This is a genomic window from Kitasatospora sp. NPDC051164, from assembly GCF_044455625.1.
Lineage (GTDB): Bacteria > Actinomycetota > Actinomycetes > Streptomycetales > Streptomycetaceae > Kitasatospora.
Genome location: NZ_JBITFB010000020.1, coordinates 122,812 through 149,513, shown reverse-complemented (window position 1 = coordinate 149,513; position 26,702 = coordinate 122,812). Strand labels below are relative to the sequence as shown.

Annotated in this window: 16 protein-coding genes and 1 pseudogene; 9 read left to right on the top strand and 8 right to left on the bottom strand. The window is 73.3% G+C overall.

Annotated features, from left to right (window positions below; all coding sequences use genetic code 11):
• Positions 1 to 158: 158 nt before the first annotated feature.
• Complete coding sequence (locus ACIBEC_RS28455; RefSeq protein WP_360497604.1) at positions 159 to 1,007, top strand: DUF4253 domain-containing protein; 849 nt, start codon at positions 159 to 161, stop codon at positions 1,005 to 1,007.
• A 33-nt stretch (positions 1,008 to 1,040) separates the two neighbouring features.
• Here ACIBEC_RS28455 and ACIBEC_RS28450 read toward each other — a convergent pair whose 3' ends face one another.
• A complete protein-coding gene (locus ACIBEC_RS28450; RefSeq protein WP_360497601.1) occupies positions 1,041 to 2,882 on the bottom strand; it encodes a beta-galactosidase family protein in 1,842 nt (613 codons plus the stop codon).
• A gap of 271 nt (positions 2,883 to 3,153) precedes the next feature.
• On the opposite strand from ACIBEC_RS28450, the gene ACIBEC_RS28445 reads away from it, so the two are divergent.
• From ACIBEC_RS28445 to ACIBEC_RS28435, 3 genes and pseudogenes are all read left to right on the top strand, one after another.
• A complete protein-coding gene (locus tag ACIBEC_RS28445; RefSeq protein WP_360497598.1) occupies positions 3,154 to 13,929 on the top strand; it encodes a LamG-like jellyroll fold domain-containing protein in 10,776 nt (3,591 codons plus the stop codon).
• Between the two features lie 13 nt (positions 13,930 to 13,942).
• Positions 13,943 to 14,491 (top strand): SMI1/KNR4 family protein, encoded by a 549-nt coding sequence (locus tag ACIBEC_RS28440; RefSeq protein ID WP_360497595.1) that lies wholly within the window; start codon positions 13,943 to 13,945, stop codon positions 14,489 to 14,491.
• A 53-nt stretch (positions 14,492 to 14,544) separates the two neighbouring features.
• A pseudogene (locus ACIBEC_RS28435) lies at positions 14,545 to 14,649 on the top strand (DUF397 domain-containing protein); the annotation flags it as partial.
• Between the two features lie 65 nt (positions 14,650 to 14,714).
• Here ACIBEC_RS28435 and ACIBEC_RS28430 read toward each other — a convergent pair.
• On the bottom strand, positions 14,715 to 15,245 hold the full coding sequence (locus tag ACIBEC_RS28430; protein WP_360497825.1) for a hypothetical protein: 531 nt from the start codon (positions 15,243 to 15,245) through the stop codon (positions 14,715 to 14,717).
• Positions 15,246 to 15,478: 233 nt separating this feature from the next.
• Between ACIBEC_RS28430 and ACIBEC_RS28425 the strand changes: the two genes are divergently transcribed.
• Positions 15,479 to 15,808 (top strand): DUF1330 domain-containing protein, encoded by a 330-nt coding sequence (locus ACIBEC_RS28425; RefSeq protein WP_360497592.1) that lies wholly within the window; start codon positions 15,479 to 15,481, stop codon positions 15,806 to 15,808.
• A gap of 7 nt (positions 15,809 to 15,815) precedes the next feature.
• Here the strand turns inward: ACIBEC_RS28425 and ACIBEC_RS28420 are convergent, their stop codons facing one another.
• From ACIBEC_RS28420 to ACIBEC_RS28410, 3 genes are all read right to left on the bottom strand, one after another.
• Positions 15,816 to 16,787: an NAD-dependent epimerase/dehydratase family protein gene (locus ACIBEC_RS28420; RefSeq protein ID WP_360497589.1), complete on the bottom strand. Its 972-nt coding sequence runs from the start codon at positions 16,785 to 16,787 to the stop codon at positions 15,816 to 15,818.
• Positions 16,788 to 16,886: 99 nt separating this feature from the next.
• Entirely contained in the window at positions 16,887 to 17,183 is a 297-nt protein-coding gene (locus ACIBEC_RS28415) for a hypothetical protein (RefSeq protein ID WP_360497586.1), read from the bottom strand.
• Entirely contained in the window at positions 17,176 to 17,376 is a 201-nt protein-coding gene (locus ACIBEC_RS28410; protein ID WP_396289155.1) for a hypothetical protein, read from the bottom strand. The genes ACIBEC_RS28415 and ACIBEC_RS28410 overlap by 8 nt, the downstream gene beginning before the upstream one ends.
• Positions 17,377 to 17,596: 220 nt before the next feature.
• On the opposite strand from ACIBEC_RS28410, the gene ACIBEC_RS28405 reads away from it, so the two are divergent.
• Together ACIBEC_RS28405 and ACIBEC_RS28400 are read left to right on the top strand one after the other, a co-directional pair.
• A complete protein-coding gene (locus ACIBEC_RS28405) occupies positions 17,597 to 18,118 on the top strand; it encodes a peptidylprolyl isomerase (RefSeq protein WP_360497583.1) in 522 nt (173 codons plus the stop codon).
• Positions 18,119 to 18,141: 23 nt separating this feature from the next.
• Positions 18,142 to 18,552 carry a hypothetical protein gene (locus ACIBEC_RS28400; protein WP_360497580.1) on the top strand — a complete coding sequence of 137 codons (411 nt, stop codon included), beginning with the start codon at positions 18,142 to 18,144 and terminating at the stop codon, positions 18,550 to 18,552.
• Between the two features lie 31 nt (positions 18,553 to 18,583).
• On the opposite strand, the gene ACIBEC_RS28395 is transcribed toward ACIBEC_RS28400, so the two are convergent.
• Entirely contained in the window at positions 18,584 to 19,690 is a 1,107-nt protein-coding gene (locus tag ACIBEC_RS28395; RefSeq protein ID WP_360497577.1) for an RICIN domain-containing protein, read from the bottom strand.
• Between the two features lie 63 nt (positions 19,691 to 19,753).
• Positions 19,754 to 20,905, bottom strand: coding sequence for an alpha/beta hydrolase-fold protein (locus tag ACIBEC_RS28390; protein ID WP_360497574.1), 1,152 nt, complete (start codon positions 20,903 to 20,905; stop codon positions 19,754 to 19,756).
• A 253-nt stretch (positions 20,906 to 21,158) separates the two neighbouring features.
• On the opposite strand from ACIBEC_RS28390, the gene ACIBEC_RS28385 reads away from it, so the two are divergent.
• Positions 21,159 to 22,142, top strand: coding sequence for a hypothetical protein (locus ACIBEC_RS28385; RefSeq protein WP_360497571.1), 984 nt, complete (start codon positions 21,159 to 21,161; stop codon positions 22,140 to 22,142).
• A gap of 185 nt (positions 22,143 to 22,327) precedes the next feature.
• Here the strand turns inward: ACIBEC_RS28385 and ACIBEC_RS28380 are convergent, their stop codons facing one another.
• Positions 22,328 to 25,078: a M4 family metallopeptidase gene (locus ACIBEC_RS28380; protein WP_360497568.1), complete on the bottom strand. Its 2,751-nt coding sequence runs from the start codon at positions 25,076 to 25,078 to the stop codon at positions 22,328 to 22,330.
• Positions 25,079 to 25,718: 640 nt separating this feature from the next.
• Here ACIBEC_RS28380 and ACIBEC_RS28375 point away from each other — a divergent pair.
• Positions 25,719 to 26,684: an alpha/beta hydrolase-fold protein gene (locus tag ACIBEC_RS28375; RefSeq protein WP_360497565.1), complete on the top strand. Its 966-nt coding sequence runs from the start codon at positions 25,719 to 25,721 to the stop codon at positions 26,682 to 26,684.
• Positions 26,685 to 26,702 lie beyond the last annotated feature (18 nt).

The following is a 26,702-nucleotide window of genomic DNA, read 5'->3' as shown; positions in this document are numbered from 1 at the left end:
AGGACGCCTGAGCGGACGCCCGAACGAACACCTGATCGGACACCTGATCGGCCGTCGTCGGCGGCGGACGTCGGACGTCGGGCGTCGGGCGTCACCGGGCGCCAGGGCACCAGGGCGCACCCGCCCCGTTGTCGGTGCCCGCTCCTACGGTGGGCGCCATGACACAGCCCCCGGACCTCGACCTCGACGCCGCCCTCACCGCCCTGCCCGTGGCTCTGCCGCCCGGCCGCCTCGTCGCCGCAGACGACGGAGGCGAAGGGAACGAAGGGGACGGCCGGGAGCCGCTGCTGTGGATCAGCGACGCCCCCGCCCCCGCCGGCCTGTGGGCGCGACTGCACCGCGCGCACCCGCAGACCGGCCTGTGGCCGCTGCTGCTCAGCCCCCTGGGCGACGGCCCCGACTACCGGCCCTGGCTGTCCGGCGAGCTGTACCCGAGCCAGGCCTGTGCTCCCGACCGGTACGATCCGGCCGCCCTGCTGCACCGCTGGTGGGAGGCGGACGGCGACGGCGAGGAGGAGGCCGGCCACGACGACGGGGACGAGGACGAACTCGCCGAGGCCCTGGCCCCCTACGGCCGCACCTGGCCCGGCCCCGCCCCGGCCGCCGACGTGCCCGACGGCGCGGCCGGCGCCGAGGCCCGCGAACTGGCCGACGTGCTGCAGTCCGTGAAGGACGCCCGCCTCGGCCTCGTCCGGGCCGGCAGCGGCGCCGAGGCGCTGGCGGTGTGCGGGTGGAGCGGACCGGTCAACCACGAGAACGACATCGCCAAGATCGCCGCCGTGCTCGCCGACTGGGAACGCCGCTTCGGCGCCCAGGTCGTCGAAGTCGGCTTCGACACCCTCCGGTTGAGCGTCCCCGTGCCGCCCGCCACGCTCGCCGAGGCGCTCCCGCTGGCCGCCGAGCACACCGCCCTCTGCCCCGACCTGGTCTTCCAGGGCGCCGGCCGCCTCACCGAGTACGCCGAGCAGCTGGTGGGCGCCCGCCAGTGGTTCTTCTGGTGGGACTGACCCGGGAAAGCGGCCGGGGACCGGCCGGGCGCGTCAGTACTCGGAGCTCGGCGCCGCCGTGGTCGGCCCGAGGTCCGGCTGGTCGCGCAACTCCACCGCCTCGCCGTGCCGTTCGAGCTCCAGCACGACCAGCTCATTGCCGTCCGGGCGCCACAGCGGCGCGGGGGCGTAGAGGGTGCGCTGGGGGCCGGCGGCGCAGTAGCGGCCGAGCAGGAAGTCGTTGAGCCACAGCAGTCCGCGCCCCCAGCCGGGCAGGGCGACGAACGCGTCGGCGGGGGAGGGGAGTCGGGCGGTGAAACGGTGGAACACCGGCTCCCCGTCCCGGACCGGCGTGCCCGGCCTGCCCGCCGCACCAGGCCCGTCCGCCGTAACCGCCGTACCCGGCGTGCCCGGGGTGAAGCGCAGCGCGGACAGGTCCGTCAGCGGCAACGGCCGGATCTGCCAGCCGAACAGCCGCTGCCCGCCGTGCGAGACGCCGCGCGTGATGCCCTTGCGGTCGTCCATGTTCGGGCCGTAGTTCACCCGCCCCAGCGCCTCGACCAGGATGTCCAGGGTGACCCCGTCGGCGCCGGTGGCCAGGTCCAGCGTCGCACCGGGGGAGTTGCGCTCCAGCACCCCGAGCGGGCGCCCGTCCGCGAACACCTGCGCCCGGTCGGCCAACCCTTCGATGCGCAGCGGCAGTTCGGGGCGGGGGCCGGGCACGCGGGTGCGGTAGTGGATCAGGCCCAGGGACTGCCCGAGCTGCTCCATGGGCAGTGGCGCGGCCCGCTCCACCGGCTGCGACAGCGCCTCCAGGCTCTCCAGCAGCGCGGCCCGCCCGTCCGCCCGCAGGCGCTGCGGCGCCACCCGGGGCAGGGGGGCGGGCAGTTCGCCCTCCGGCAGGGGCAGGTACCGGCCGATGACCTCCCGCAGCGCGTGGAACTTGTCGGTCAGCTCGCCGGCCTCGCCGATCGGCGCGTCGTAGTCGTAGCTGGTGACGGTCGGCTCGTACCCGCCGTCCAGCGGGTGCGCACCGAAGTGGTTGGCGCCGGCCCACAGGCCGAAGTTGGTGCCGCCGTGCGCCATGTAGAGGCTGACGGAGGCGCCGGTGGCCAGCAGCTCGTCCAGGGACGCGGCGGTCTCCTTGGCGTCGCGCACGTGGTGGGGCAGGCCCCACTGGTCGAACCAGCCGATCCAGAACTCCATGGCGGTCAACGGCCCTTCGGGCTGGTGGCGGCGCAGCACCGCCAGCCGCTCGGGGGCGCGCGAGCCGAAGGTCGCGGTGGCCAGGTGCCCGGGCAGGGCGCCGCCCTGCTGCATGGTGTCGTGCGCGCCGTCGGTGGTGAACAGCAGGCAGTCCACGCCGCGCCGCTCCAGCCCGTCGCGCAGGTGCCGCAGGTAGGCCGTGTCGTCGCCGTAACTGCCGTACTCGTTCTCCACCTGCACCGCCACCACAGGCCCGCCCCGGCTCGCCAGCAGCGGCAGCACCTCGGGCACCAGCGCGTCGAACCAGCCGTCCACCTCGGCCAGGTACGCCGGGTCCGCGCAGCGCAGCCGCAGCCCGTCCACGGCCAGCAGCCGGGCCGGCAGCCCGCCGAACTCCCACTCCGCGCAGATGTACGGGCCGGGCCGCAGCACCACGTCCAGGCCCATCTCCCCGGCCAGCCGCACGAACCGGGCCACGTCCCGCCAGCCGGTGAAGTCCACCCGGCCGTCCGGCAGTTCGTGGAAGTTCCACGGCACGTACGTGTCCACCGTGTTCACCCCCAGCGCCCGCACCCGCCGCAGCCGGTCCTCCCACAGCTCCGGGTGGATCCGGAAGTAGTGCACCGCCCCGGCCACCACCCGGTGCGCCACCCCGTCCCGCACGAACCCGTCCGCGTCGTACCCGAGCATGCGCACACCCGCCTTCCGGTCTGGAGAACCCGTCCCGCCCGAGCCTAGCCGGGCCGGGCCGGAACCACCCCGGGGTGCTGACCCTGGGTAATCGGTTCCACACTCCCCGAGTTATCGCCGACTTTTGGATGTGACCTTCCGCACATGGGGATATTTGTCTCTTTATCTGTCTACTGACGGTCAGATATATCTACTGCCGTTTCATTTGCTCTCCCTTGAACGGCTGGTGGGTTTCCGAGTGCTGCGCCGTCCCCTGGCAATCCTGCTGGCCATGACCATGGTCGTCCTCGGAACGGCCGAAGGGTCGGCCGCCGCCGAAACCCTGCTGCGCCGGGCCGCCGCCGCGACAACCGCCGACCCCGGCCCGCACCCCAAGCAGCAGCAAGGCAACGCCGACGGCCGCGGCCACGACGCCACCACCGCCGCCACCAGCGCGAAGGACGGCTCCGAGCACCCCGGAGCGGCCCCCGCCCCCGGTGAACTTCCCGAGGACAAGCCCACCGGCGCGCCCGCCCACAACGTCCTGCCGCCGCAGACCACCCAGCTGCCCGCCACCGAGGCCAAGGTCACCGACAAGCCGGTGACCAAGCCCGCCGGCAAGGTCGACCCGGCCAAAAGCTTCGACCCCGCCACCAGCAAGGAACTCCCCGAGAAGCGCACCGCGCAGCAACGGACCTTCCAGAACGCCGACGGGACCTTCACCACCCGCAGCTACCCCGAGCCGGTCAATTTCCGCCGATCCGACGGCTCCTGGGCCGCCATCGACACCACGCTGATACCCATCGGCACCGCCACCGCCGGCCGCGCCGCCCCCGTCCAGAACGGCTGGACCGCCGGCTCCACCGAGCAGCAGCTCAAGCTCGGCCTCACCGCCGACGCCGACCCGCTGGTCCAGCTGCAGCTTGCCGACGGCCTCTCCGTCGGCTACAGCCTCCAGGGCGCCGCCCCCGTCCAGGGCGCCGCCCAGGGCAGCACCATCACCTACCCCGAGGCCCGGCCCAAGGCCGACGTGACGATCCTTGCCGGGAGCTCCTCGTTCAAGGAGAACCTGGTCCTCAAGGACGCCACCGCGCCCACCGAGTGGGTCTTCCCGCTGCGCCTGCAGGGCGTCACCGCCTCCCTGGACGCCGACGGCTCGATCCACTTCACCGACGCCGCCGGCACCCTGCGCGGGCGCATGCCCGCCGGCTGGATGCAGGACTCCGCCTTCGCGCCGAACACCGAGGAAGGCGCGATCACCGGCGGCGTCACCTACGAGCTCGTCCAGTTGCCGGCCGGCGGCCAGGCCCTCAAGGTCAAGCTCGACGAGGCCTGGCTGCACGCGCCCGAGCGCGTCTACCCGGTCAAGGTCGACCCGTCGGTCTCCTCCGTCCGGGCCCTGGAGAGCACCTACGCCTACTCCGGCTACGAGCAGGACTTCTCCGGCGACACCGTCCTCAAGGTCGGCACCAACAACGGCGGCGGGCACCAGGCCACGTCGTTCGTCAAGTTCACGGGCATCGAGGACTCCCTCAGCAACGCGAGCATCCTCGGCGCCCGCCTGAGCCTGTACAACGCCTGGTCCTACAGCTGCACCCCGCGCACCGTCACCATCCACCAGGTCACCTCCTGGTGGTCGCCCGGCGCAGTGCGCGCTTCGTCCGCGCCCTCCACCGGCTCCGCCCTGGCCGCCCCCTCCTTCGCCCACGGCTGGCGGCCCAGCCCCTCCAGCGCCTGGGCCTGCCCGGAGGCCTGGGAGTCGATCGACCTCGGCGCCGACGGCCGCGACCTGGTCAACTCCTGGACCCACCACTGGACCGCGAACTACGGCCTGGCCATCAAGACAGACGTCTGGGACAACTACTCCTGGAAGCAGTTCGGCAGCGTCAACATGTCCGGCGGCCAGCCGTCCCTGGACGTCACCTGGTCCCGCTACGGCGCCAACTACGAACTCTGGGGCCTCCAGCAGCCGGTGACCGCCACCCAGGACGGCATCGTCCGCCTGCGCGTGTGGAACCGCGGCATGGACACCTGGACCCCCACCGGCAACTACAAGATGTCGTACCTCCTGTACGACCAGTGGGGCAACAACATCACCAACTACGGCAGCAACGTCGCCTGGACGCCGATGCCCTACGACGTCCCGCCGGGCGGCAGTGCCGTGGTCGACGCGCACATCCGCACCCTTCCGCAGGGCGCCTACACCGTCGCGTTCACCATGGACCAGTACCAGGTGAGCAACTTCTGGGTCGACGCCGGCGTCACGCCGATCAGGATCCAGATCTCTTCCGTCAACGTGCCCCCGCACATGACCCGCCTCGCCCCGCCCTCCGGCACGGTCCTCTACCAGCTCCACCCCACCCTCACCGCCGAGGGCACGGACCCCGACCAGGCCCCGGTGCCCACCGTGGACTACCGGTTCGAGGTCTGCCGGGTCGTGGGCGGGGACGCGCGGGTGGACTGCCACCAGTCCTCCTGGCACCAGCCGTCGACGTTCGTGGTGCCGGACGGATGGCTGACCTGGAACGAGCAGTACGCCTGGTACGCGGAGGTCGGCGACGGCGCCGCCTCCAGCCCGAAGACCGAGGCCTCCTACATCCGCACCGTCCTGCCCCAGCCCAACCAGTACACCGCCGCCGACGACGCCGGACGCAGCGTCAACACCGCGGCCGGCAACTACACCACCGCCGCCACCGACGCCGCCCTGCCCGTCGTCGGCCCCGAGCTGTCCGTCACCCGCAGCTACAACTCCCTGGACCCGCGCACCGACGGCGCCTTCGGCGCCGGCTGGTCCACCCCCTGGGACATGCGCATCCAGGTCGAGTCCAGCAACTGGCTCGCCCTGCCCGGCAACGTGCTGCTCACCGCCGCCAACGGCTCCCGCGCCCGCTTCGGCTGGGACCCGGCCAAGAACGCCTACGTGCCCGGCGGCGGCATCGCCGCCGACCTGCGCAAGGCCGACGGCGGCGGCTGGACGCTCACCGACCGCGCCGGCAAGGTCCACACCTTCGGCGCCGACGGCAAGCTCACCCGCATCACCGACGTCGCCGGCCACACCCAGGACCTCGTCTACGCCTCCGGCCACCCCGTCCAGGTCAAGGACGCCGCCTCCGGCCGCTACCTGACCCTCACCTGGGCCGGCAACCACGTCACCTCCGCGGCCGTCGCCGGCTCCGCCGGCAGCTGGGTCTACCAGTACGACGGCGACCGCCTCACCAAGGTCTGCCCGCCCGGTGCCGACCCCGCCGCCGCCACCGGCTGCACCCTCTACGACTACGGAACCGGCTCGCGCTACCGCACCGCAGTCCGCGACGCCGGCCCCTCCGGCTACTGGCGCCTCGGCCAGGGCGACGGCAGCTCCCTCACCAACGACGCCCAGGTCAGCGACCGCGCCCCGGCCCAGGCCCAGGACGTCACCCCGGGCACCGACGGCGCGATCGGCGCCAGCGGCAACCGGGCCCTCACCTTCAACGGCCGCGCCACCAGCTACGTCGAGCTGCCCAACCGGGCCATCAGCTCCTCCGTCAACCGCAGCGTCGAACTGTGGTTCCGCACGGCCGCGCCCGGCGTGATCCTCTCCTACCAGAACCGCGCCATGGGCGAGACCCCGTACAACGTCGTCCCCGCCCTGTACGTCGGCACCGACAACAAGCTGCGCGGCAAGTTCGGCAGCCCCGGCGCCCCCGTCACCAGTACCCGCGACGTCACCGACAACGCCTGGCACCACGTCGTGCTCGCCGGCGCCCGCGACAACACCGCGATGTTCCTCGACGGCGCCCTGGTCGGCACCACCCCCGGCACCATCGACCACCTCAACATGGACCGCACCTACCTCGGCGGCGGCTACACCGGCAACTGGGCCGGGAACTGGCCCGCCAGCAACGGCAGCTGGTCCTGGTTCACCGGCCAGATCGACGAAGCCGCGATCTACGACTACCCGCTCACCGAGCAGACCGTCGCCGACCACTACGCCCTGCGCACCGGCAGCGCCCAGCTCACCAAGACCACCCTGCCCAGCGGCCGCACCAGCGCCCAGGTCACCTACGACGCCACCACCGAGCGCGTCACCAAGGTCACCGACGCCGCCGGCGGCGACTGGAAGATTTCCGACCCCACCTACAGTGGCGGCTCCTTCCTCTACAGCAACGCCGTCAAGGCCTCCGACCCGGCCGCTTACTGGCGCCTCGGGGAGCGCGACGGCGCCAGCGCCGCCAGCGAGGTCGGCAACGGCCTGGCCGGCACCTACGGCGACGCCGTCGCCAAGAAGGCGCCTGGCGTCTTCGCCCCCACCGACGACACCGCCGCCCGCTTCGACGGCTCCGCCAAGTCCCAGATCGAGATCCCGCAGGACGTCCTGCACGCCAAGACCGAACTCGCCGTCGAACTATGGTTCAACACCACCACCGCCGGCGTGCTGCTCGGCGACCAGAGCCGCACCATCGACGACCCGGCGGGCGTCGGCGGCACCTGGACCCCGGTCATGTACATCGGCACCGACGGCAAGCTGCGCAACCGCTTCTACGGCACCGCCGACACCACCCTCGCCTCCCCGAACGCCGTCACCGACGGTGCCTGGCACCACGCCGTCTTCTCCGTCCAGGGCACCACCCAGACCATCTACCTCGACGGCCAGATCGTCGGCGTGCAGAACGGCACCGTCGACCACCAGCAGAACAGCCACACCTACATCGGCGCCGGCTTCGCCCGCTCCTGGCCCGCCGCCCCCGGCGACATCAGCCACTTCACCGGCACCATCGACGAAGTCGCCCTCTACCAGCACCCGCTCAGCGACCGCGACGTCGTCGCCCACTACCGCGCCCGCAGCGCCCAGGTCGCCGGCCAGGGCACCGGCTACCGCGGCTCCGTCGTCGCCGACTCGCCCGGCGGCTACTGGCGCCTGGACGAGACCGGCGGCACCACCGCCGCCAGCGAGGTCGCCGCGATCAAGGGCAACGGCACCTACACCTCCGCCGCCAAGCCCGGCACCACCGGCGTGTTCGGCCCCGGCGACGGCCACGCCGTCGAGTTCAACGGCACCAACGCGTCCTACGTCGAGATGCCCGCCCAGATCCTGCGCGCCCAGACCGACCTCGCCGCCGAACTCTGGTTCCGCACCGGCGGCACCGGCATCCTCCTGGACCAGGCCAACAACACCAGCGGCAACACCATGCCCGTCCTGTACGTCGGCACCGACGGCAGACTGCGCGGCATGTTCTACGGCGCCACCAACGGCCCGATCACCACCGCCGGCACCGTTACCGACGGCTCCTGGCACCACGCCGTGATCAGCGCCGCCCAGGGCACCCAGTCGCTCTACCTGGACGGCACCCTGGTCGGCACCGCCTCCGGCACCGTCAACCACCTCGACATGGACCGCGTCACCCTCGGCGGCGGCTACCTCGGCAACTGGCCCGCCGGCAACGGCGGATGGTCCTGGCTGACCGGCCAGATCGACGAAGTCGCCATCTACCAGCACCCGCTGAGCGCCGACCGGGTCGCCGCCCACTACCAGGCACGCTCCGCCTCCTCGGCCACCGAACTCGCCGCGCGCGTCACCCTCACCGACCCCGCCGGCAACACCAGCACCGACATCCACGACGCCACCCGCGGCAACCGCCTCATCTCCCGCACCGACGAAGCCGGCAACACCACCAGCTACACCTACGACACCGGCGGCTTCGTCCACACCGTCACCGACCCCAACGGCCACTCCACCGTCAGCGGCCAGGACGCCCGCGGCAATACCGTCTCCCTGACCACCTGCCGCGACGTCAACTCCTGCTGGACCTCCTACACCAGCTACTTCCTCAACAAGGACAACCCGCGCGACCCGCGCAACGACAAGCCCACCGAGACCCGCGACGCCCGCTCCGCCGGGCCCGGCGACACCACCTACCGCACCACCGTCGCCTACAACGCCCTCGGCCTGCCCGAATCCACCACCCGCCCCGACGGCCGCACCACCCGCACCAGCTACACCACCGGCACCGAACCCGCCTACAGCGGCGGCACCACCCCCGCCGGCCTGCTCGCCTCCGAGACCACCGCCGCCGGGGCCGTCACCACCTACGCCTACTACTCCACCGGCGACCTGGCCCGCAGCACCCTGCCCAGCGGCCTCACCCTCACCTACGGCTACGACACCGCCGGCCGCAAGACCCGGACCACCCAGACCTCCGACGCCCAGCCCGCCGGCGTCACCACCACCTACGAGTACGACCAACTCGGCCGCCAGACCGCCCAGACCGGCCCCAAGGCCACCGACGCCGTCACCGGCGACACCCACCAGACCAGGACCACCGTCGCCTTCGACGCCGACGGCCGCCCCACCGCCACCACCACCGCCGACATCGCCGGCCTCGACGGCACCCGCACCGCCACCAGCAGCTACGACAGCGCCGGCCGCCTGCAGAACGACACCGACCCGATGGGCGGCGTCACCCGCTACGACTACGACGCCCTCAGCCGCCTCACCACCGTCACCGACCCACTCGGCCAGATCACCACCCACACCTACACCCAGCGCAGCCAGCCCGCGACCACCGTCGTCAATGGCTGGAACGGCGACGCCAAGGGCGTACGCGACCTCACCGTCGAATCCCGCGCCTACGACCCCGCCGGCCGCCTGGCCACCCTCACCGACGCCATGGGCGCCGTCACCGCCTACACCTACTTCGACGACGGCCTGCCCGCCACCGTCACCGCCCAGAACGTCACCCAGGCCGACGGCAGCACCCGCCCGATCGTCCTCGAAGCCGACGAGTACGACGGCGCCGGCCACCTCGTGAAGCAGACCACCGGCGGCGGACGCACCACCACCGTGCGCACCATCGACCCCTCCGGGCGCGTCACCCAGACCGTCCTCGACCCGGCCGGCCTGGCGCGCACCACCACCCTCGGCTACGACGCCGACGACCGCGTCACCACCAGCACCCTCAAGATCAGCAACACCGAGAACAGCGTCCAGACCAACACCTACGACGGCGCAGGCCGCCTGACCCGAAGCCAGCTCGCCTCCTCCACCGGCGGCCCCACCGCCGTCAGCACCTTCAGCTACGACCAGCGCGGCCTGCTCACCGCCGCCACCTCCCCCAACGGCAACGCCCCCGGCGCCGACCCGGCCGCCTCCACCACCACCTACCAGTACGACGTCCTCGGACGACAGACCGCCGCCACCGCGCCGCCGGTCGCCGCCGAAAGCGGGGGAACGGCCGCCACCACCGTCCGCCCGACCACCACCACCGGCTACAACGCCTTCGGCGAAGCCGTCTCCACCAAGGACCCGCTCGGCCAGGTCGCCAAGACCACCGTCGACCCGCTCGGCCGCGTCACCGAGGCCCGCCTGCCCTCCTACACCCCGCCCGGCTCCACCACCGCGCTCACCCCGGTCAGCCGCATCGAGTACGACAAGCTCTCCCGCGTCACCGCCACCACCGACCCGGCCGGACGGCGCACCACCTTCGGCTACGACCGCCTCAGCCACCAGGTCCAGCGCGTCGACCCCAACTCGCTCGGCGGCCTCCAACCCCCGGTCGACGACAACCCGCCCACCTGGGCCGCCACCTGGACCCCCACCGGCCTCCAGCTGTCCGCCACCGACCCGCTCGGCGCCCGCACCGAAGCCACCTACGACCAACTCGGCCGCACCCTCACCGCCACCGCCGTCGAACGCCAGCCCACCCCCCAGAACCTGACCACCAAGTTCACCTGGGACGATGCCGGCAACCTCACCAACCTCACCACCCCGGCCGGCTCCACCAGCAGCGCCACCTACAACCCCGCCGGTCAGACACTCACCAGCACCGACCCGCTCGGACGCGTCAGCAAGGCCGAGTACGACGGCCTCGGCCGCCCCGTGCGCGCCATCGCCCCCCTCGGTGAATCCGTACGCACCCGCTACGACGGCCTCGGCAACCCCGCCGCCACCGACGACCTCGACCCGGCCGGCGCCGTGCTGCGCACCACCACCGCCACCTACGACCTGGAGGGGCGGACCCTCACCACCACCAGCCCGGCCACCGGCGCCGTCACCAGCACCGCCTACGACGCGCTCGGCCGCCCGATCAAGCTCAACGAACCGGTGGCCGCCGGCCAGAACATCACCACCACCTTCGGCTACGACGCCACCGGCAACCGCACCCGCCTGACCGACGGCAAGGGCAACACCACCGTCTACACCTTCAACACCTGGGGCCTGCCCGAGTCCACCGTCGAGCCGGCCACCACAGCCCACCCGGCCGCCGCCGACCGCACCTGGACCACCGCCTACGACATCGCCGGCCAGGCAGTGCGCAGCACCGAACCCGGCGGCGTGGTGCGCACCAGCACTTTCGACCCGCTCGGACGCCTGGTGCACGAGAGCGGCACCGGCGCGGAGGCCGACACCGCCGACCGGGACCTCGCCTACGACAAGGCCGGACACCTGATCCGGCACAACTCCCCGGCCCTGAACGGCCAGAACTACGCGTACAACGACCGCGGCCTGCTCATCAAGGCCGGCGCCGACCTGACGACGCCCGCCCAGACCTGGGAGTACGACGCCGACGGGCGCCTCACCAGGCGCCGGAACCAGGACACCGGCCTGACCGTGTTCGGCTACAAGGCCGACGGACAGCTCGACTGGACCAGCAACCCCAAGCTGAACATCAAGAACTGGTACGGCTACGACGGCGACGGCCGCCCGAGCAGGCAGTGGTACATCCAGGCCGACCCGGTCGACGTCACCAAGGACAAGTCCGTCTCCGAACGGCGCCTGAGCTACGACGGCTTCGGCCGCCTGAGCAGCGACCAGGTACTGGCCGGCAACCCGGCCGCCGCCCCGATCTCCGGCACCGCCTACGAGTACGACCTCGACAACCGCCTGACCCGCAAGACCGTCAGCGGCGCCCCCGCCGACCCGGTCAAGGACAACCGCTACGGCTACGACCTGGCCGACCGCCTCACCTCCTGGACCGCCGACGGCACCACCACCGCCTACACGTGGGACGCCGCCGGCAACCGCACCGGGAACGGCACCGCCACCGCCTCCTACGACGAGCGCAACCGTCTGCTGTCGGACGGCACCAGCACCTACCGCTACACCGCGCGCGGCACCCTGGCCGCCGTCACCACCGGAACCAAGGAGGACACCCTCGCCGACGACGCCTTCGGCCGCCTGGTCACCGAAGGCACCACCGGCTACACCTACGACGGCCTCGACCGCGTCACCAGCCGCAACGCCGCCCGCTTCAGCTACGACGGCGACTCCAACGACCTGACCGGCGACGGCACCTGGACCTACGCCGGCGACACCGCCGGCAACCTGCTCGGCGCCGCCAACGCCACCAGCAGCGTGCGCCTGCGCACCGACCAGCACACCGACGTCACCGCCACCCTCGACCACAACGGCACCACCGTCACCGGCTCCACCACCTACGACCCCTTCGGCAAGCCCACCGCCACCAGCGGCACCGGCACCAGCCTCGGCTACCAGAGCGGCTGGACCGACCCCGCCACCGGCGACGTCAACATGGCCGCCCGCTGGTACCGCCCCGGCACCGGCGGCTTCACCAGCCGCGACTCCGCCCTCCTGGACCCGACGTCCTCCGCCCGGGCCAACCGCTACACCTACGCCAACGGCAGCCCGCTGAACGGCATCGACCCCACGGGGCACGAGGTGATCAAGGGCGGCGCGGGCGGTGGAGGCGGAGGCGTTGGAGCAGGCGGAGGCGCGGGCGGTGGAGGCGGCGGCGGCAGGCCCGTCACGGTCATCGAGCGCCCGGCGGGCCCCAACACCAGCGGAATCGACCTGGAGGGCGGCACCGCCCGCATCTCCGTCCCACGAGCGGGTGGGACGCAGAGCCAGACCCCAGGCAAGCCCACGACCTCCCAGTCCTACGCCGACGAGCTCAACACGTACACCGGGAACGCCCCGACCAACAACCGGTACACCTCGGACTACACCAACCCGTCGGGCTACGTCGGGTACTACAGCGCGACATCGTACGGTTCCTACGACCTCAGCGAGTACTACTCGGAGCAGTGGGAGTACCGGCACCGTTCGAGGCACACCTCCTCTTCTGCCTCTTCCACCTCACAGGACCCGATCGGCGAGCCGGTCGAGGACGAGTCGGCCGCCGACGAGGGAAGGCCCGTGGGACGGGGCCACTCGCAGTCCTCGGGTGGCCGGTGCACCACCTGCCACCGGCCCACCCGACCGGTGCGCCCCGCGGTCTTCCACCAGGAGCCCCCCAAGCCCCTGTTCGACAAGACCCACGCCGCCGTCGAGCGCCCCGCCCCCAAGCTCGACTGGACCCCGCCGGACCCCAACCAGGCCCCCACCGTCATCGCGGCGTCCTACAGCTCCTCGAGCCTGGCCGCCATGCTGACGGTCCAGCAGAACGTCACCCCGACCGTCGTCGCGGCCGCCCCCGGCCCCCAGCCGGCTGTCGTCCCGGACAGCCCGTCGGCCACCGGGACCAACCCGGACAGTTGCCTGAACCACCGTCCGGCGGGCGCCGACACCGACAACCAGGACGCCCCCGGAGCCGGGTGGATCAAGTACGGCGCCATGGAGGGCGTCGACGGCAAGTCTGGCGTGACGCGACCCACCGCTGCCGTGGCGTGCCTGGTCGGCAAGCCGTACGGGGACCGAGGCACGGAAGCGAAGGGAGAGATCACCGGCTGGCTGGACGCCAGGGACATCGCGAACGGCGCGGGCTGGGACGTCCGTCCCGACGGCCCGGACCGGAACCTCCTGGCCCGTTGCCACTTCATCGCCCGGGAAGTCGGAGGCATGGGCAAACCCGAGAACCTCGCGCCGTGCTTCCAGAACGGGGTCAACACCACCCGGATCGGAATGCGGGACTTCGAACAGAATGTCGTGGGCAGGGCCCTGAGAAGGGACATGGTCGTCAACTACCTGGTGGAGCCGATCTACCAGTCGCCATCGAGCACGATTCCGATGGGGTTCTTCATGGTCGCCATCGGGGAAACCCCCAGCGGCGGACGGATAGGGCTGGGGACGAAGACCGTGAACAATGAGAAGGTTCAGCCCACCAGCCGGCAGCTGGTCCAGCTCGGCAACTAGAGAGGAGCGGGAAATGACGAGCAGCATCGGCCGGCTCGCGGAGATCATGGGCGACCCCGGCCATGAGCCCTTCGAGGTGCACTGGGCGGGGTCCGTCGAGCGACTCGGCGTTGAACTGCCCTCGGACTACCGTGCGTTCGTGGAACGGTACGGGCGCGTCCAGTACCACGGCGACCTCGCGGTGGTGACACCGGCGCTCCGGCCCGGCATCCCGGACGAGCAGAGGTTCGACGGCCTCTACTACTTCAACAAGGACGTCGGGGAGATGCTGGAGGAGTGGTACGGGTGGGATCCCGAGTTCGGCCGCCCGTACGAGCCGTTCCCAGGCAAGGGCTGCCTGCTCGCGTGGGCCAATAACACGATCTCCGACTACTTCTGTTGGGACACCTCGGCCGGCAGCCCGGACGAGTGGCCGGTCGTGGTGTGGCGCTTCGACATCAGCGAGATGCACCGGTTTGACGGGGGCATGACCGACTTCCTCGCCGCCGTCCTCACGGGGGAGTTCCCCGCCTCGGACGAGATGATCGACCGGACCCTGGAGCCCGACCTGTGGCGCTCGTAGCTGGTACGGGTAGCAATGTCACCCCAACTTGCCGATGCCGCACTCACGCGGGGAGCAGCAGTGTCGTCCCGGTGCGTGACTCCAAGGACCCCCATGGGCCCGTGCTGCGGTTCCCCGCCGACGCCTGGTCCTCTTTCCTCGCCGGGGTCAAGGGCGGGGCACCCCTGGCTGGTCGGGGCGCGGACCAGGTGGTGCGGCCGAAGCTCTCCCGACCGTGGGTGGTTCAGTGGGGTGTGGCGGGTGGATTGGTCGGGCCGAGGGGGATGGCCGGGCCGAGCGGGTGACAGCCGTCCCAGGAAGCGATCTGTCCGTGCGGGCAGGAGGCGGGGACGGGCGGCAAGGTGGGCACCGGCCTGGGCGGGATGGTCCAGTCGGGTGAGGGTTTGGCGGCGGGGGACGCCGGTTGTTTGCCGGTGGGCGAGGCCGGGGCCAAGGTGGCGGGCGCCGCGGCGGCCGTGGGGCGGGACCGGGTCGGCTGCGCGGTGGCCGGGGCCTCGGGCGTGGGGGCGGTGGCTTCGGACCCGGCCCCGGGTCCGTCCGTCGTCGGTGCGGCCGCGGGCGTCTCGGCAGGGGCCGGTGCCGGTGCCGGGGCCTCGGCCGACGGGGAAGCGGAGGGGGAGGGGGCCGAGGTGGCCGCGGAGTCCGGCGTCGCCGGGGTCGGCGACCCCGCCAGCAGGAGCGTCCCGCCGATCCCGGTCACGCCCAGCACGCACACCCCGGCCGCCACGGCGAGGCTTCGCCGACGCCGCGTCATCCTGTCGTCCTCGGCTCTGTCCCCGGGGCCGCCGTCGGCTCTCTTCTGCACTCTTCCTCATCCGTCCGTATGGTCACGCCTTTGAGCTGCGCGGATGCTACACGAGGCGTCAGGACCGGCAGGCACGTCACCCCTACCTATACGTGACGGATTCGCCCACCCCCGGCCGCGTCCTACTGTCGGGGACGTCAGCAGGAACCACCGACCACCGCGACGAACCCCAGGAGCACCCCATGACCGCCTACGCGATCGCCCAGGTCCACTCGGTCGAGTTCGGCCCCGACATCGTCGAGTACCTGGAGCGCATCGACGCCACCCTCGACCCCTTCGGCGGCCGCTTCCTCGTCCACGGCGGCCCGTCCGAGACGGTGGAGGGCCGCTGGGGCGCCGGCGGCACGATCGTCATCGAGTTCCCCGACGTCGAGCGGGCCCGCGCCTGGTGGCACTCGCCCGCCTACCGGGAGATCCTGCCGCTGCGCACCCGGCACATGAACGCCGACATCATCCTCGTCGAGGGCGTGCCGACGCCCGACTACCGCGGGGCGGACGCGCTCGCGCACTGAGCCGGCGCTACGGCCGCACCCGCTCGCGCCACCACGCGACCGTCGCCGCGACCTGCTCGTCCAGCGGCGTCGCCCGCACCGTGAACGCCTTCTCGTACGCGGAGGAGTCCACCACGAACGGCCGGTCGAACTGGTAACGGGTCTCGCGCAGTTCGCGCAGCAGCGGGGAGAACAGCCCGGCCGCGCCCAGCAGGACGGGGGACAGGCGGCGCACCGAGACCGGCGCGGTGCCGGCCTCGGCGGCCAGGCGATCGACCATCGCGCGCACCGGCTCGGCGGGGACGGTGGGCACGTGCCAGGCCCGGCCCCAGGCCCGCTCCTCGCCCGCGACCTCGGCCAACGCCCGTGCTACGTCCGGCAGGTAGGTCCAGCTGTGCGGGGCGTCCGGGTCACCGAGGACGGCGACGGAGCCGCCCTTGAGCACGCCCGGCATCGCGCGCGCCGCCAGGTGGCCGCCGTCGGTGACGCCGGGGCCGAAGAAGTCGGAGGCGCGGACCTCCACCGCCCGGATCCGCCCGGCCTCGTGCAGCGCCCGCGCCTGCTCCCACGCGGCCGCCCGCACCCGCCCCTTGGGTCCGGTCGCGGCGAGCGGCAGGTCCTCGGTGATGGGGCGGGCGGGGTCGGCCAGCGGCCCGTAGCCGTACAGGTTGCCGAGCATGACCAGCACCGCGCCGCTCTCCTCGGCCGCCGCGCACAGCGAGGCGGACAGGGCCGGCCAGCGCTGGGCCCACTGCGGCAGCGGCGGCGCGGCGCAGCCGTGGATCGCGACGGCGCCGCGCGCGGCCTGCGCCAGCGCCGCGGGGTCGCTCGCGTCGACGGCGAGGTGCTCGACGCCGTCAGCGCCCTCGACGCCCTCGGCAGGCTGGTGCGCGGGGCGTCCGGATCGGGTGACGACCCGGACCTGGTGGCCCTGTTCGGCCAGCAGGCGGGCGGTGGCGGCCCCGGCGGGCCCGTATCCGACGACGAGATGGAAGCTCACCCGCCCCACCCTATCCACGTCCCGACCGGGGCCACGCGGCGCGGCAGGCATCGGGGCCCCGGCGTCAGCCGTCGAGGTCCCGCGTCGGACGCCGCGGCCTCACGTCAGGCGCCGGGGCCTCGCGTCAGCCGCCCGGTCGGCGAACCTGCGTGCCTGCCATGCGTGCTGACGGGCCGCATTGCTGCCGTCCAGCTGCCCGGCGAAGGCACGGCGCGCCGCCTCGACCAGGTCCGGCGACACGTCGGGGCGGGCCAACTCGATCGCCCACAGCGCCTCGTCGGTCTCCATGTCCAGGCCCAGGCAGCTCGGCACCCCGCGCCCGGCCAGGGTCCCGGCCAGGACCGACTCGAAGACGGCCCGCAGCCGGTCCCGCTCCACCGCGCCGCCCTCAGTCACCGCTGCCGCTGTTCGTGTTCCGGCGCCGCCGGCTGCGCAGGGCGCTGCGCAGCGCCTCCCCGGTGCGGACCGTGAGGGCCGCGACCACGCGGGTCCAGGGCGGCCCGCCCCGGTCGGCCCACACCACGCATCCGCACCCGGCGACGACGAGTACCAGCACCCCGATCAGCACCGCACCGACCACCACGGCCACCGGCCCTTCCGCTACGACCTACGACTAAGACGACGACGTACCAGCCGACGTACTACGTGTCACGTGCGGATCCTTCCACCTGGTTCGGCCGTGAACCCCGAGGCTGTGCCAGGATGCCGTAGCCGATCTTCCTGATCACCGCACCGGCCGCACCAGGCACGCCAGCCGCACAAGCGCCGGCCGTACAAGCCGTACAAGCCGTATCCCGAGGAGAGTCCCCGTGGCCACTGCCCGCTTCGCCACCCTGCACACCACGGCGGGCCCGATCCGCCTGGAGCTGTTCCCGTTCCACGCGCCGAAGACGGTCCGCAACTTCGTCGAACTCGCCGAGGGCACCCGCGAGTACACGGACCCGCGCACCGGTGAGCCGGGCAGCGGCCCGTACTACGACGGCACGCTGTTCCACCGGGTGATCGCGGGCTTCATGATCCAGGGCGGTGACCCGACCGGCACCGGCACCGGCGGCCCGGGCTACGCCTTCGCGGACGAGTTCCACCCGGAGCTGTTCTTCACCAAGCCGTACCTGCTCGCGATGGCCAACTCCGGCCCGGGTACCAACGGTTCGCAGTTCTTCATCACGGTGGGCACTCCGGCCCACCTCAACCGCAGGCACACCATCTTCGGCCAGGTCGCCGACGCGGCCTCCAAGGCCGTGGTCGACGCGATCGCCACCGCCCCCACCGAGGACGAGCGCCCGGTGACGGACGTGGTGATCGAGTCCGTCGAGATCACCTACTCCTGAGCCCGAGGATTCCGAGGACCCTGATGAGCGTCGCACCGCAGAGCTTCCCGTCGCACCCGATCCGCGGGGTGCAGGCGCGTTACGTCCGCCAGAGCGGCTGCCCCTGCGACGTGGCGATCGTCACCGTGGACTTCGAGCCGTGGGAGGAGGGCGTGCACCTGGAGGTGGCGCCGGACGCCACGGTGCGCGGCGACTCCGACCCGCACTACCTGGCGCTGTTCCACGCGGCGCTGGCCGAGGGGGTGCGCGAGGAGCTGGCCGAGCGGGCGCCGGGACGGGCGGTGGCGCTGGCGGTGGTGGTGCACTTCACCGTCGTGCACGAGTTGGACTCGCGCGAGCACTCCTTCCGGGTGGCCGGACGGCTGGCCGCGCGCGAGGCCCTGGCCCGGGAGGGCGGCGGTCCCGGGGAGGACGCGGACGGCCGCCGCCCGTAGCGCGGGCGGCGGCCGAAAGGGGCGGTGTGCGTCAGGAGCAGCTGGTGAACGTCGGGCTGGTGTTGGCGACGTAGAGGGTCGGCCCGGCGTTGGGGTCGGAGGTCACCGGGATGGTGATGGTGTCGTCGGCGGTCCACGGGATGCCGTGGGCGTCGAAGGTCCAGGTACCGGTGACCTTGCGGGCGACCGCGGCCAGCGTCACCCAGCCGTACTGCTGCTGCGGGACGGAGACGGTGACGGCGTTGTTGACGCTGCGCGAGCCGTTCCAGACGTTGGTGAAGCTCAGGCCGACCTTGACCGCCGCGTTCAGGGCGCCCGGCGCGCCGGCGGAGATCTCGGTGCCGATCTCGGAGCCGAGGGAGGTCGACCAGCCGCTGGTGTCGGTGACCGCGAAGCTCTGCTGGACGGTGCCGCTGGTGTTGTTGAACCAGACCGCGGAGGAGCAGATCCGGGGCAGCGGCGCGGCCGGGGCCTCGTTCTGGACGGCCCAGGAGCAGGTGGAGGCGTCCTTCTGGCACTGCTTGGCGGCGTGGTCGACGGCCAGGGTGCGGGCGGCCTGCGGGAAGCCGGTGGCCCACTGCTGGTTGGCGGTGCCGTTGCAGGCGTACTGGTCGGTCCAGGCGTCGTCGTACTGGCCGCCGCCCAGCAGGTCCAGGCAGGTGTTGTCGCCGGCGTGGCGGATCATGAAGGCGTCGCCGCCGCCCGGCGCGGGCTGCAGGAACCAGCGCTGGCTGGCCTGACCGGCGCAGGTCTGCTGGCGCAGGGCCGGGACGAACCAGGAGGCCAAGTCGATGCACTTGCCGGTGTCGTTGTTGACGATGGTGAAGGTGTAGTCGGAGGTGTCGACGTTCAGCCGCCAGGACTGGTGGTAGCCGGGCGCGGAGTTGGTGACGACGTAGACGCCGTCGCCGGTGTTGCCGTTCTGGACGTCGAGCTGGCGTCCGTTGCTCAGCGACTTGATGGTCAGGCACTGCTGCGGCGTGGCGCACGTGGCGGCCGGAGCGGCGGCGGGCGCAGGGGCCGGTGCGGCGTGGGCGGGCGCGGTGGCCAGGCCCAGGGCGGCGCAACAGGTCACCAGGAAGGCCGCGAGCAGGCGCAGCCAGGGCGCCGTACGGCCGGGGTTCTCGGTGGCGGGCAAGGAGGGTGTCCTTTCGTCAGGGGAGAACAGGGAGGGGAGAGGAGGGGAGAGGAGGGGAGGGCGTCAGGGCGCGGCGGCGAAGGCCGCTTCCAGGCGCGGGACGTAGTCCGCGAGGTCCTGCGCCCAGCAGCCCGCGGTGTGGCCGCCGTGGCAGTCGGCGCCCCAGCCGGTGCCGTCGCCGTAGTCGACGTAGTGGTACGGCAGGTGGAGGGCGTCCAGGCGCTCCTTGAGGCGTTTGGCGGTGCCCTCGGCCCAGAACTCCATGTCGGCGGGGTTGCCGTTGCCGTTGCCGGTGTAGACGGCGATGCCGGTGTGGGCGAGCAGGGCCGCCCGGGAGGCCGGGTCGGCGGCGTTCCAGCGCCAGTCGGCGTTGAACACCGGGTACGGGGTGCCGAAGAGGGCGTCGCTGGAGACGGTGGGCCCGTAGTCGAAGCCGCAGGGGCGGCCGTCGCTGGGGCCGCACAGCACGGTGCCGGCGTTGGTCAGCATGGCGACGACGGCGCCGCGCAGGACCATCTGGTCGGCGGACAGGTCGTTGGCGCCGGACATGGTGAGGACCTGGCCGAACAGCTCGGGGCGGTCCTGGGCGTAGTGCAGGGCGCCGAAGCCGCCCATGGACAGGCCGCCGACGGCCCGGTGGGCGCGGTCGGTGTGGGTGCGCAGGTTGGCGTCGACGAACGGGAGGACCTGGTTGAGGTGGAAGGTCTCCCAGTTCTGCGCGCCGGCGGCGGTGCCCTGGTCGAGCCAGTCGGTGTACCAGCCGCGCAGGCCGCCGTCCGGGATGACCGTGATCATCGACTGCGCGGCGGCCAGCGCGGGGTAGGCCAGCGCCGGGTCGCTCGGGTTGTCCGAGGCGCCGTGCAGGAAGTACAGCACGGGGTAGCGCTGGTCGGGGTGCTGCGCGTAGTCGGCGGGCAGCAGGATCCGGATGGTGTGCTGCCCGGCGACCTGGGGGGTGGTGACGGTGATGACGAAGTTGGTGGCGCTGCCGGTGGCGGTGCCGACCTGGGTCAGCCCGAAGCCGTCCGCCAGCGGCGGCGGCCCGGCGGGCTCCCCGGAAGCGGCCCCCCCGGAAGCGGCCTCCCCGGGAGCGGGCTCCTGTGCGGGGACGGCGGCGGCCGCGGGCGCGGCGAGCAGGAGCAGGCAGGCGGCCAGGGCGGCGACGGCCGTACGGGCGCGCCGCAGCCGGGCGGGCAGGAGCCGGGCTGGGGTCATGGGTGGTCGTCCTCGGCCTTCGACGGGGCGGTGTGACGGGCTGTCCCGGCAGGCGGTTCTGACGATCGGTCCTGACGATCGGCCTCACCTCTCCTGTCTGAACATCGACAACTCTCGTCACATCACCCGCTCCGCGCCAGAGCGCCCGGCGGCGCACCTGGGCCACTGGCGCATGTGAGCCACCCGCCCGGGTAGGCTCCTCCGGCCACCCGGTACGGCCGGGCGGCAGGGGACACGATGACCGGGGGGTGTCGTGCACGACGTCTTGGATCCGGACTCCGAACGCGGCCGCGTCTACCGCGGCCTGGTCGGGCGGCCACGCGCCCGCCTGGCCGACCTGGCACACGGCGCGGGCCTGGACGAGGACACCGTGCTGGCCGTCCTGCGCGACCTCGCGGACGAGGGCGTCGCCGTGGCCATCGACAGCACCGGCAGCGCCGACGACCGCGACCACGACTGGGAGGCGCTGCCACCGGGCCGGGTCGTCGAGACGGTGCTGCAACGCGACGCGCTGCGCCAGGCCACCGCCCGCCGGGCCGGGGCCGAACTGGAACGCCTCTACCGCTTCGCCCGGCGCGACGCCGGCAGCTACGGCGCCCTGGAGGTGGTCGAGGACCCCGCCGAGGTGCTCGCGGCCAGCCGCCGCCTGCAGCTGGTGGCCCGTCACCAGGTACGGGTCATCGACGTGCCCCCGTACTCCGGCAGCCACGCCCACTACGCCGACCAGGAGGTCCTGCAGCGCCGCCGGATGGCCGCGGGCGTCGTCTACCGCGCGATCTACCAGGGCTGCGCGTTCGAGGACCCGGTGGCCGGGCCCAACATGGCCCGCATGGTCGAGGCGGGGGAGCAGGCCCGCACCCTGGACGAGCCGCCGCTCAAACTGGCCATCGGCGACGACGACCTCGCCATCGTCACCCTGCCCGCCGACGACCGCCCCGGCGTCGTCTCCCTGCTGATCCGCCCCTCCAGCCTGCTGCAGGCCATGACCGGCGTCTTCGAGACCCTGTGGCGCCTGGCGGTCCCGGCCACCGTGGTCGGCGTCGACCTGCGCGTCGACGAACGCGACCGGCGCATCCTCACCCTGATGGCCGGCGGCGCCACCGACGACGCCATCGCCCGTCGCCTCGGCCTGGGCCGGCGCACCGTGGTACGCCGCGTCTCCGTCCTCCTCGCCCACCTGGGCGCCACCACCCGCTTCCAGGCCGGCGTCCAGGCAGCCCGCCGGGGATGGCTCTGAACCGGGGGCCGCAGCCCGGGATGCCGTAGCACGGTGGCGGGGCATGGCGGTGGGGCACGGCGGCGGGGCCGCAGGGCAGTTCGCCCCGCGGCCCCGCCGTCCTGCTGTCCCGCCCTCCTGTCGTCCCGCCGTCCTGGCGTCCTGCCGTTCTGTCGTCCTGCTGTCCTGTCGTCCGTGACGCGTTCTCAGCAGGTGCCCGCCGGGCGGTCGCGGACCACCAGGTCGGTACGGCCGGCGGTCGCGTCCAGCCAGATCACCCGGCTGCCCTGGTCGGCGGCGGCGTCGTACTGGCCGCCGCGGTTGCAGGACAGGCGCTGCGGGGTGCCGCCGGCGAGCGGGACCTGCCACAGCTTGGGCAGCGCGGCGTTGGTCCAGCCGCCGGCGGGCTTGGCGCCGCTCTCCTGGTAGGTGACGGTCTGGTCGGAGGCGGTGAGGCCGGTGAGGAACGGGGCGTGCGGGGAGTCGGCGCTCACCAGGTCGACGACGCCCGAGCCGTCCACGGCCGCGGAGCGGATCGTGCTGCGCGTGGTGTGGTCGGCGGGGACGTCCACCCACAGCAGGCGCCCGCCCGCCAGGGCGAGGGAGCCGGCGCTGCTCGGTCCGGAGCCGGCCGGGGCGTGCGCGGTGTACTGGGCGGTGACCTTCCCGGCGGCGATGGAGTAGACGGTCGGGACGGTCATCCACCGGTCGCCGTCCTGCCAGGTCTCGGTCCAGGCGACGAGGCCGTCCTTGAGGACGGGGCGGGACACGCTGTGCCCCTCGGGCAGCGGGAGCGCGATCGGCGCGCCGCCGTCGTGGCTCAGGTACGGCCGGGCGTAGTCGTGCTCGCTGACCGTGAAGACGATGTCCGGGCCGGAGACCTGGGCGGAGCCGAGCTGTTGGGTTGCGGAGCGGAAGACGCTCCGTACGGGGCCGGCGCCGCTCAGCGGGGCGGTCAGCACGTCCTGGGTCCTGTCCTGGGAGCCGCCCATGGCCACCCACGCGGCGTTCGTCCCGTCGGTGGTGGCCCAGCTGTGGATGCGGCCGTCCTCGGGGCTCAGGCGCACCGGGGTGCCGCGGCCGTCGACGGTGCCGGTGTACAGCCCGGTGCCGGCGGGCCCGTCGCCGAGGATCAGCCAGTGGCCGCCCGCGGCGGCCGGGGTGGCCATGCCGTTGGAGGCGTTCTGCAGCAGGGTGCGGCTGTCGGCGCCGAGCCGGTGCTGCCAGCCGGGGCGGATCCCGTGGGCGTCGAACGCGGCGGCCACCGCGCGCAGTTGGCGCTTGTCCAGGCCCTGGTCGCGGCCGGCGGCGAGCACCGCGTCGCGGCCGGCGAGGAAGTCGTCGCTGGAGGTGAGGTAGTCGGCGAGCGCGTGGTAGATGACGCGGTCGGCGGTGAGCGGGTCGAGGGTGCGCCGGATGTCCCACAGCGCGCCGCTGAAGATGGGGGAGTTGAGGTGGACCCCGCCGTTGTCGACCTCGTAGCGGGTGCCCACGTAGTCGGCCGTGGTGGTGCGGTGGCCGTCCAGCCGGCGCTGGGCGCAGGCCTGCGGGGTGCCGGTGCGGCACAGGCTCTCGCCGAGCAGCGCGGCGGCGGGGTCGTCCATGGACAGGCCCCGGGCGGTGGCCTCGATGGCGTTGCCGAAGTAGTCGGCGATGGCCTCGTCCATGGCGCCGGACTGGCCCAGGTAGAGCAGGTTGGCGGTGTGCTTGACGACGCCGTGGGTCATCTCGTGCCCGGCCACGTCCAGCGCGACGGAGTAGGGGTAGAGGCCGGGGCCGCCGGAGCCGTAGACCATCTTGCTGCCGTCCCAGAACGCGCCCGGGTACGGCTTGCCGCCGTCGTTCACGTTGACCACGGAGACGATCGCCCCGCCCTTGCCGTCCAGGCTGTCGCGGCCGAGCCGGTTGCGGTAGAAGTCGTACACGATCCCGGCGTTGAGGTGCGCGTCGGTGACGCCGTGGTCGCCGGTGGCGGCGGGGAAGTCGGGGGTGGGGGAGGTGGCGGGGGCGGTGTCGGCCGGGACAGGTACCTGGCCGACGTCGCCGGCCTCGCGGCCGGTCGCGTCGTAGGTGGTGATGGTGGCGGGGCGGGTGAGGTCGGTGAGCTGGTAGGTGCCGTCCGCCCGCTTGGCGATGTTCACGGTGGCGGTGCGCCCGTGGGCGTCGGGGGCGGTGCCGGTGGCGGGCTGCAGGCCGTCGTCGGCGGCGGTGGGGGCCGGGGCGGTCTCCGCCCCGGTCGCCGGGCGGGGCGCGCCGGCGTCGTGGGCGAGGGCGACGGTGCCGGTGGTGGCGTCGACGTACACCTCCCGGACGGTGGCCGCGGCCTTGTCGCGCACGGTGTAGTGCTCGGTCAGGCGGCCGCCGCCGTCGGGCAGGATCACCGCGCCGCGGTCCTCGGCGGTGGCGGTGGCGGTGGTCTGCGGGCTTTCGGGTGCGGCGGCCTGGGGGTCGGTCGGCGCGGTGAGCGCCGCCTGCCGCAGGGTCTCGGCCGGGACGGTGGGGGCGGTGGGGGCGCTCAGGCCGGTGAAGTAGCGCCCGCCCGCCGATTCCACCTTCTGTCCGGCGCCCTGGCCGGACAGGTGCACCAGGTACTGGCCGCCGAGCACCGGGATCCCGCCGTGGCGCTGTTCGAACCTGACGGTGCGCCGGCCGTCGGGGCCCTGCGTGGAGCCGAGTTCGGCCAGCTCGCCGGTGTCGATGTGGTAGCGGTCGGGGTGCGCGGCGAGGTGGGCCAGGGCGGCCGGGGCCGGGTCGCCCTGGGCGGGTTCGGACAGGCCGGTCACCAGCTGCGGGGCGGCGGTGTCGCGGCCGGCCACCAGGGCCGGCACCGGGTCCGCGTCCGGCGCGGGCGAGCCCGCCGCCGGTACGGCCAGGGCGGGCGGTACGGCCAGCGCCAGCGTCACGACGGCTGCGGCGCCGAGGGCGAATGTGCTTGCGGTACGGGGAAGTCGGGGCACGGCGGTCCTCTCGCACGTGGGTCGGAAGCGCGGCGGCACTCGGCCACCGCACCGATCACAATAGACAGTTGAGAAACATATGTCGATGGACTGCCTATTGCTCGGGGTGGAGCCGGGGGGAGCCGGGCGCGGCATGCCTTCTTCTCCCGCCCGGAGTCGCTGCGCACAGCAGCACGCGGTGAAGCGTGGGCGGAACCAGATGGTCCGATCCCTCGTCCACTACGATGATCGTTTGCTTGGGCCGGCCGACTGGGGGAAACGTGCCGACATCTGTCCATCCGCCGGCTCTCGGCCGGGCTGCCACGCAGGTCCGCTCGACCGGCGGGCGTCAACCAGAAGCCGCAGAACGGCATGCAGTCCAGCACCGCTGCTGCCATCGCCCGCTGCCGCTGCTCTGAACCGGCACCCGCCGCACGCCACCCGCCGCACGCCACCCGCCGCACGCCACCCGCGGCGCACAGCGCCGACCGAGCCCTGCGGCAGTGCCGGGGCCGCAGCAGTGCGGGCCGTCTCCGGGGCCGGCCGGGCGGACCTCAACGACACGCGCCTCATGAACGCGGGCATGCCTACGGGCTTCGCCCCGTGCGACGCCGGCCCGCAGCCGCGCGCACGAAGCCGAACGGCGAAAGGCCGAACAGACATGACCACACATATCGACAGTGCCACCGAGCAGCCCGAGCAGCCGAAGCCGAACCCCGCCGACCGCGCGGTGTCGCGCCGGCGCCTGCTGCGGATCGGGGCCGGCGTCGTGGGTGGCGGTGCCGTGCTCGGGGCGGCGGCCGGGGGCGGGATGCTCGCCGGATGGCTGCCCGGTGGGGTGGGGCTGAAGAAGGTGCTGGGCATGACCGGGACGGACGGCACGGTGCCGGACGTGGCGCCAGGAGCGGTACGCGTCGAGCAGGTGCGTTCGGCGGCGCGGAGCCGGGAGGTCACGATGATCACCATGCTCCCGCCCGGCGCCGCGGCGAGCGCGAACCTGCCGGTCTGCGTCATGCTGCACGGACGCGGGAGCGACGCGCAGGGCATGGTGGCGCTCGGGGTGCCGCAGTTCCTGGCGGCCGCGGTCAAGGGCGGCGTGCCGCCGTTCGCCGTCGTGGCGGTGGACGGCGGGGACGCCACGTACTGGCACCAGCAAGCCCCCGGCGGAGACGACCCGCAGGCGATGCTCCGCGAGGAACTCCCCGGCTGGCTGCACGCCCGTCAACTGCCCACGCCGCGCGCCGTGATGGGGATCTCCATGGGCGGATCGGGTGCCCTGCAGTACGCCATCGGCCGCACGCAGGCCGGCCGCAACCTGGACGCCGTCGCGCTGCTCAGCCCGGCCGTCTTCCGCACCTGGGCGGACGCCCGCACCACCGGCGGGTACGCCGACGAGGCGGACTGGCAGGCCCACGAACCGACACTGCGTCCGGACCACCTGCAGGTCGGCGCCCTCGGCGTGTGGTGCGGCCAGGAGGACCCGTTCTGCCCCGCCGCCCGCCAGGTCGCGAGCCAGGCCCGGGCGCGAGAGGCGCGGTTCCCCGACGGCGAGCACACGGACGGCTTCTGGCGGCGGGTGATGCCCGACGCGATGTCCCTGCTGGGGCACGCGCTCGCCACCACGTGAGAACCCGCTCTTCCCCCG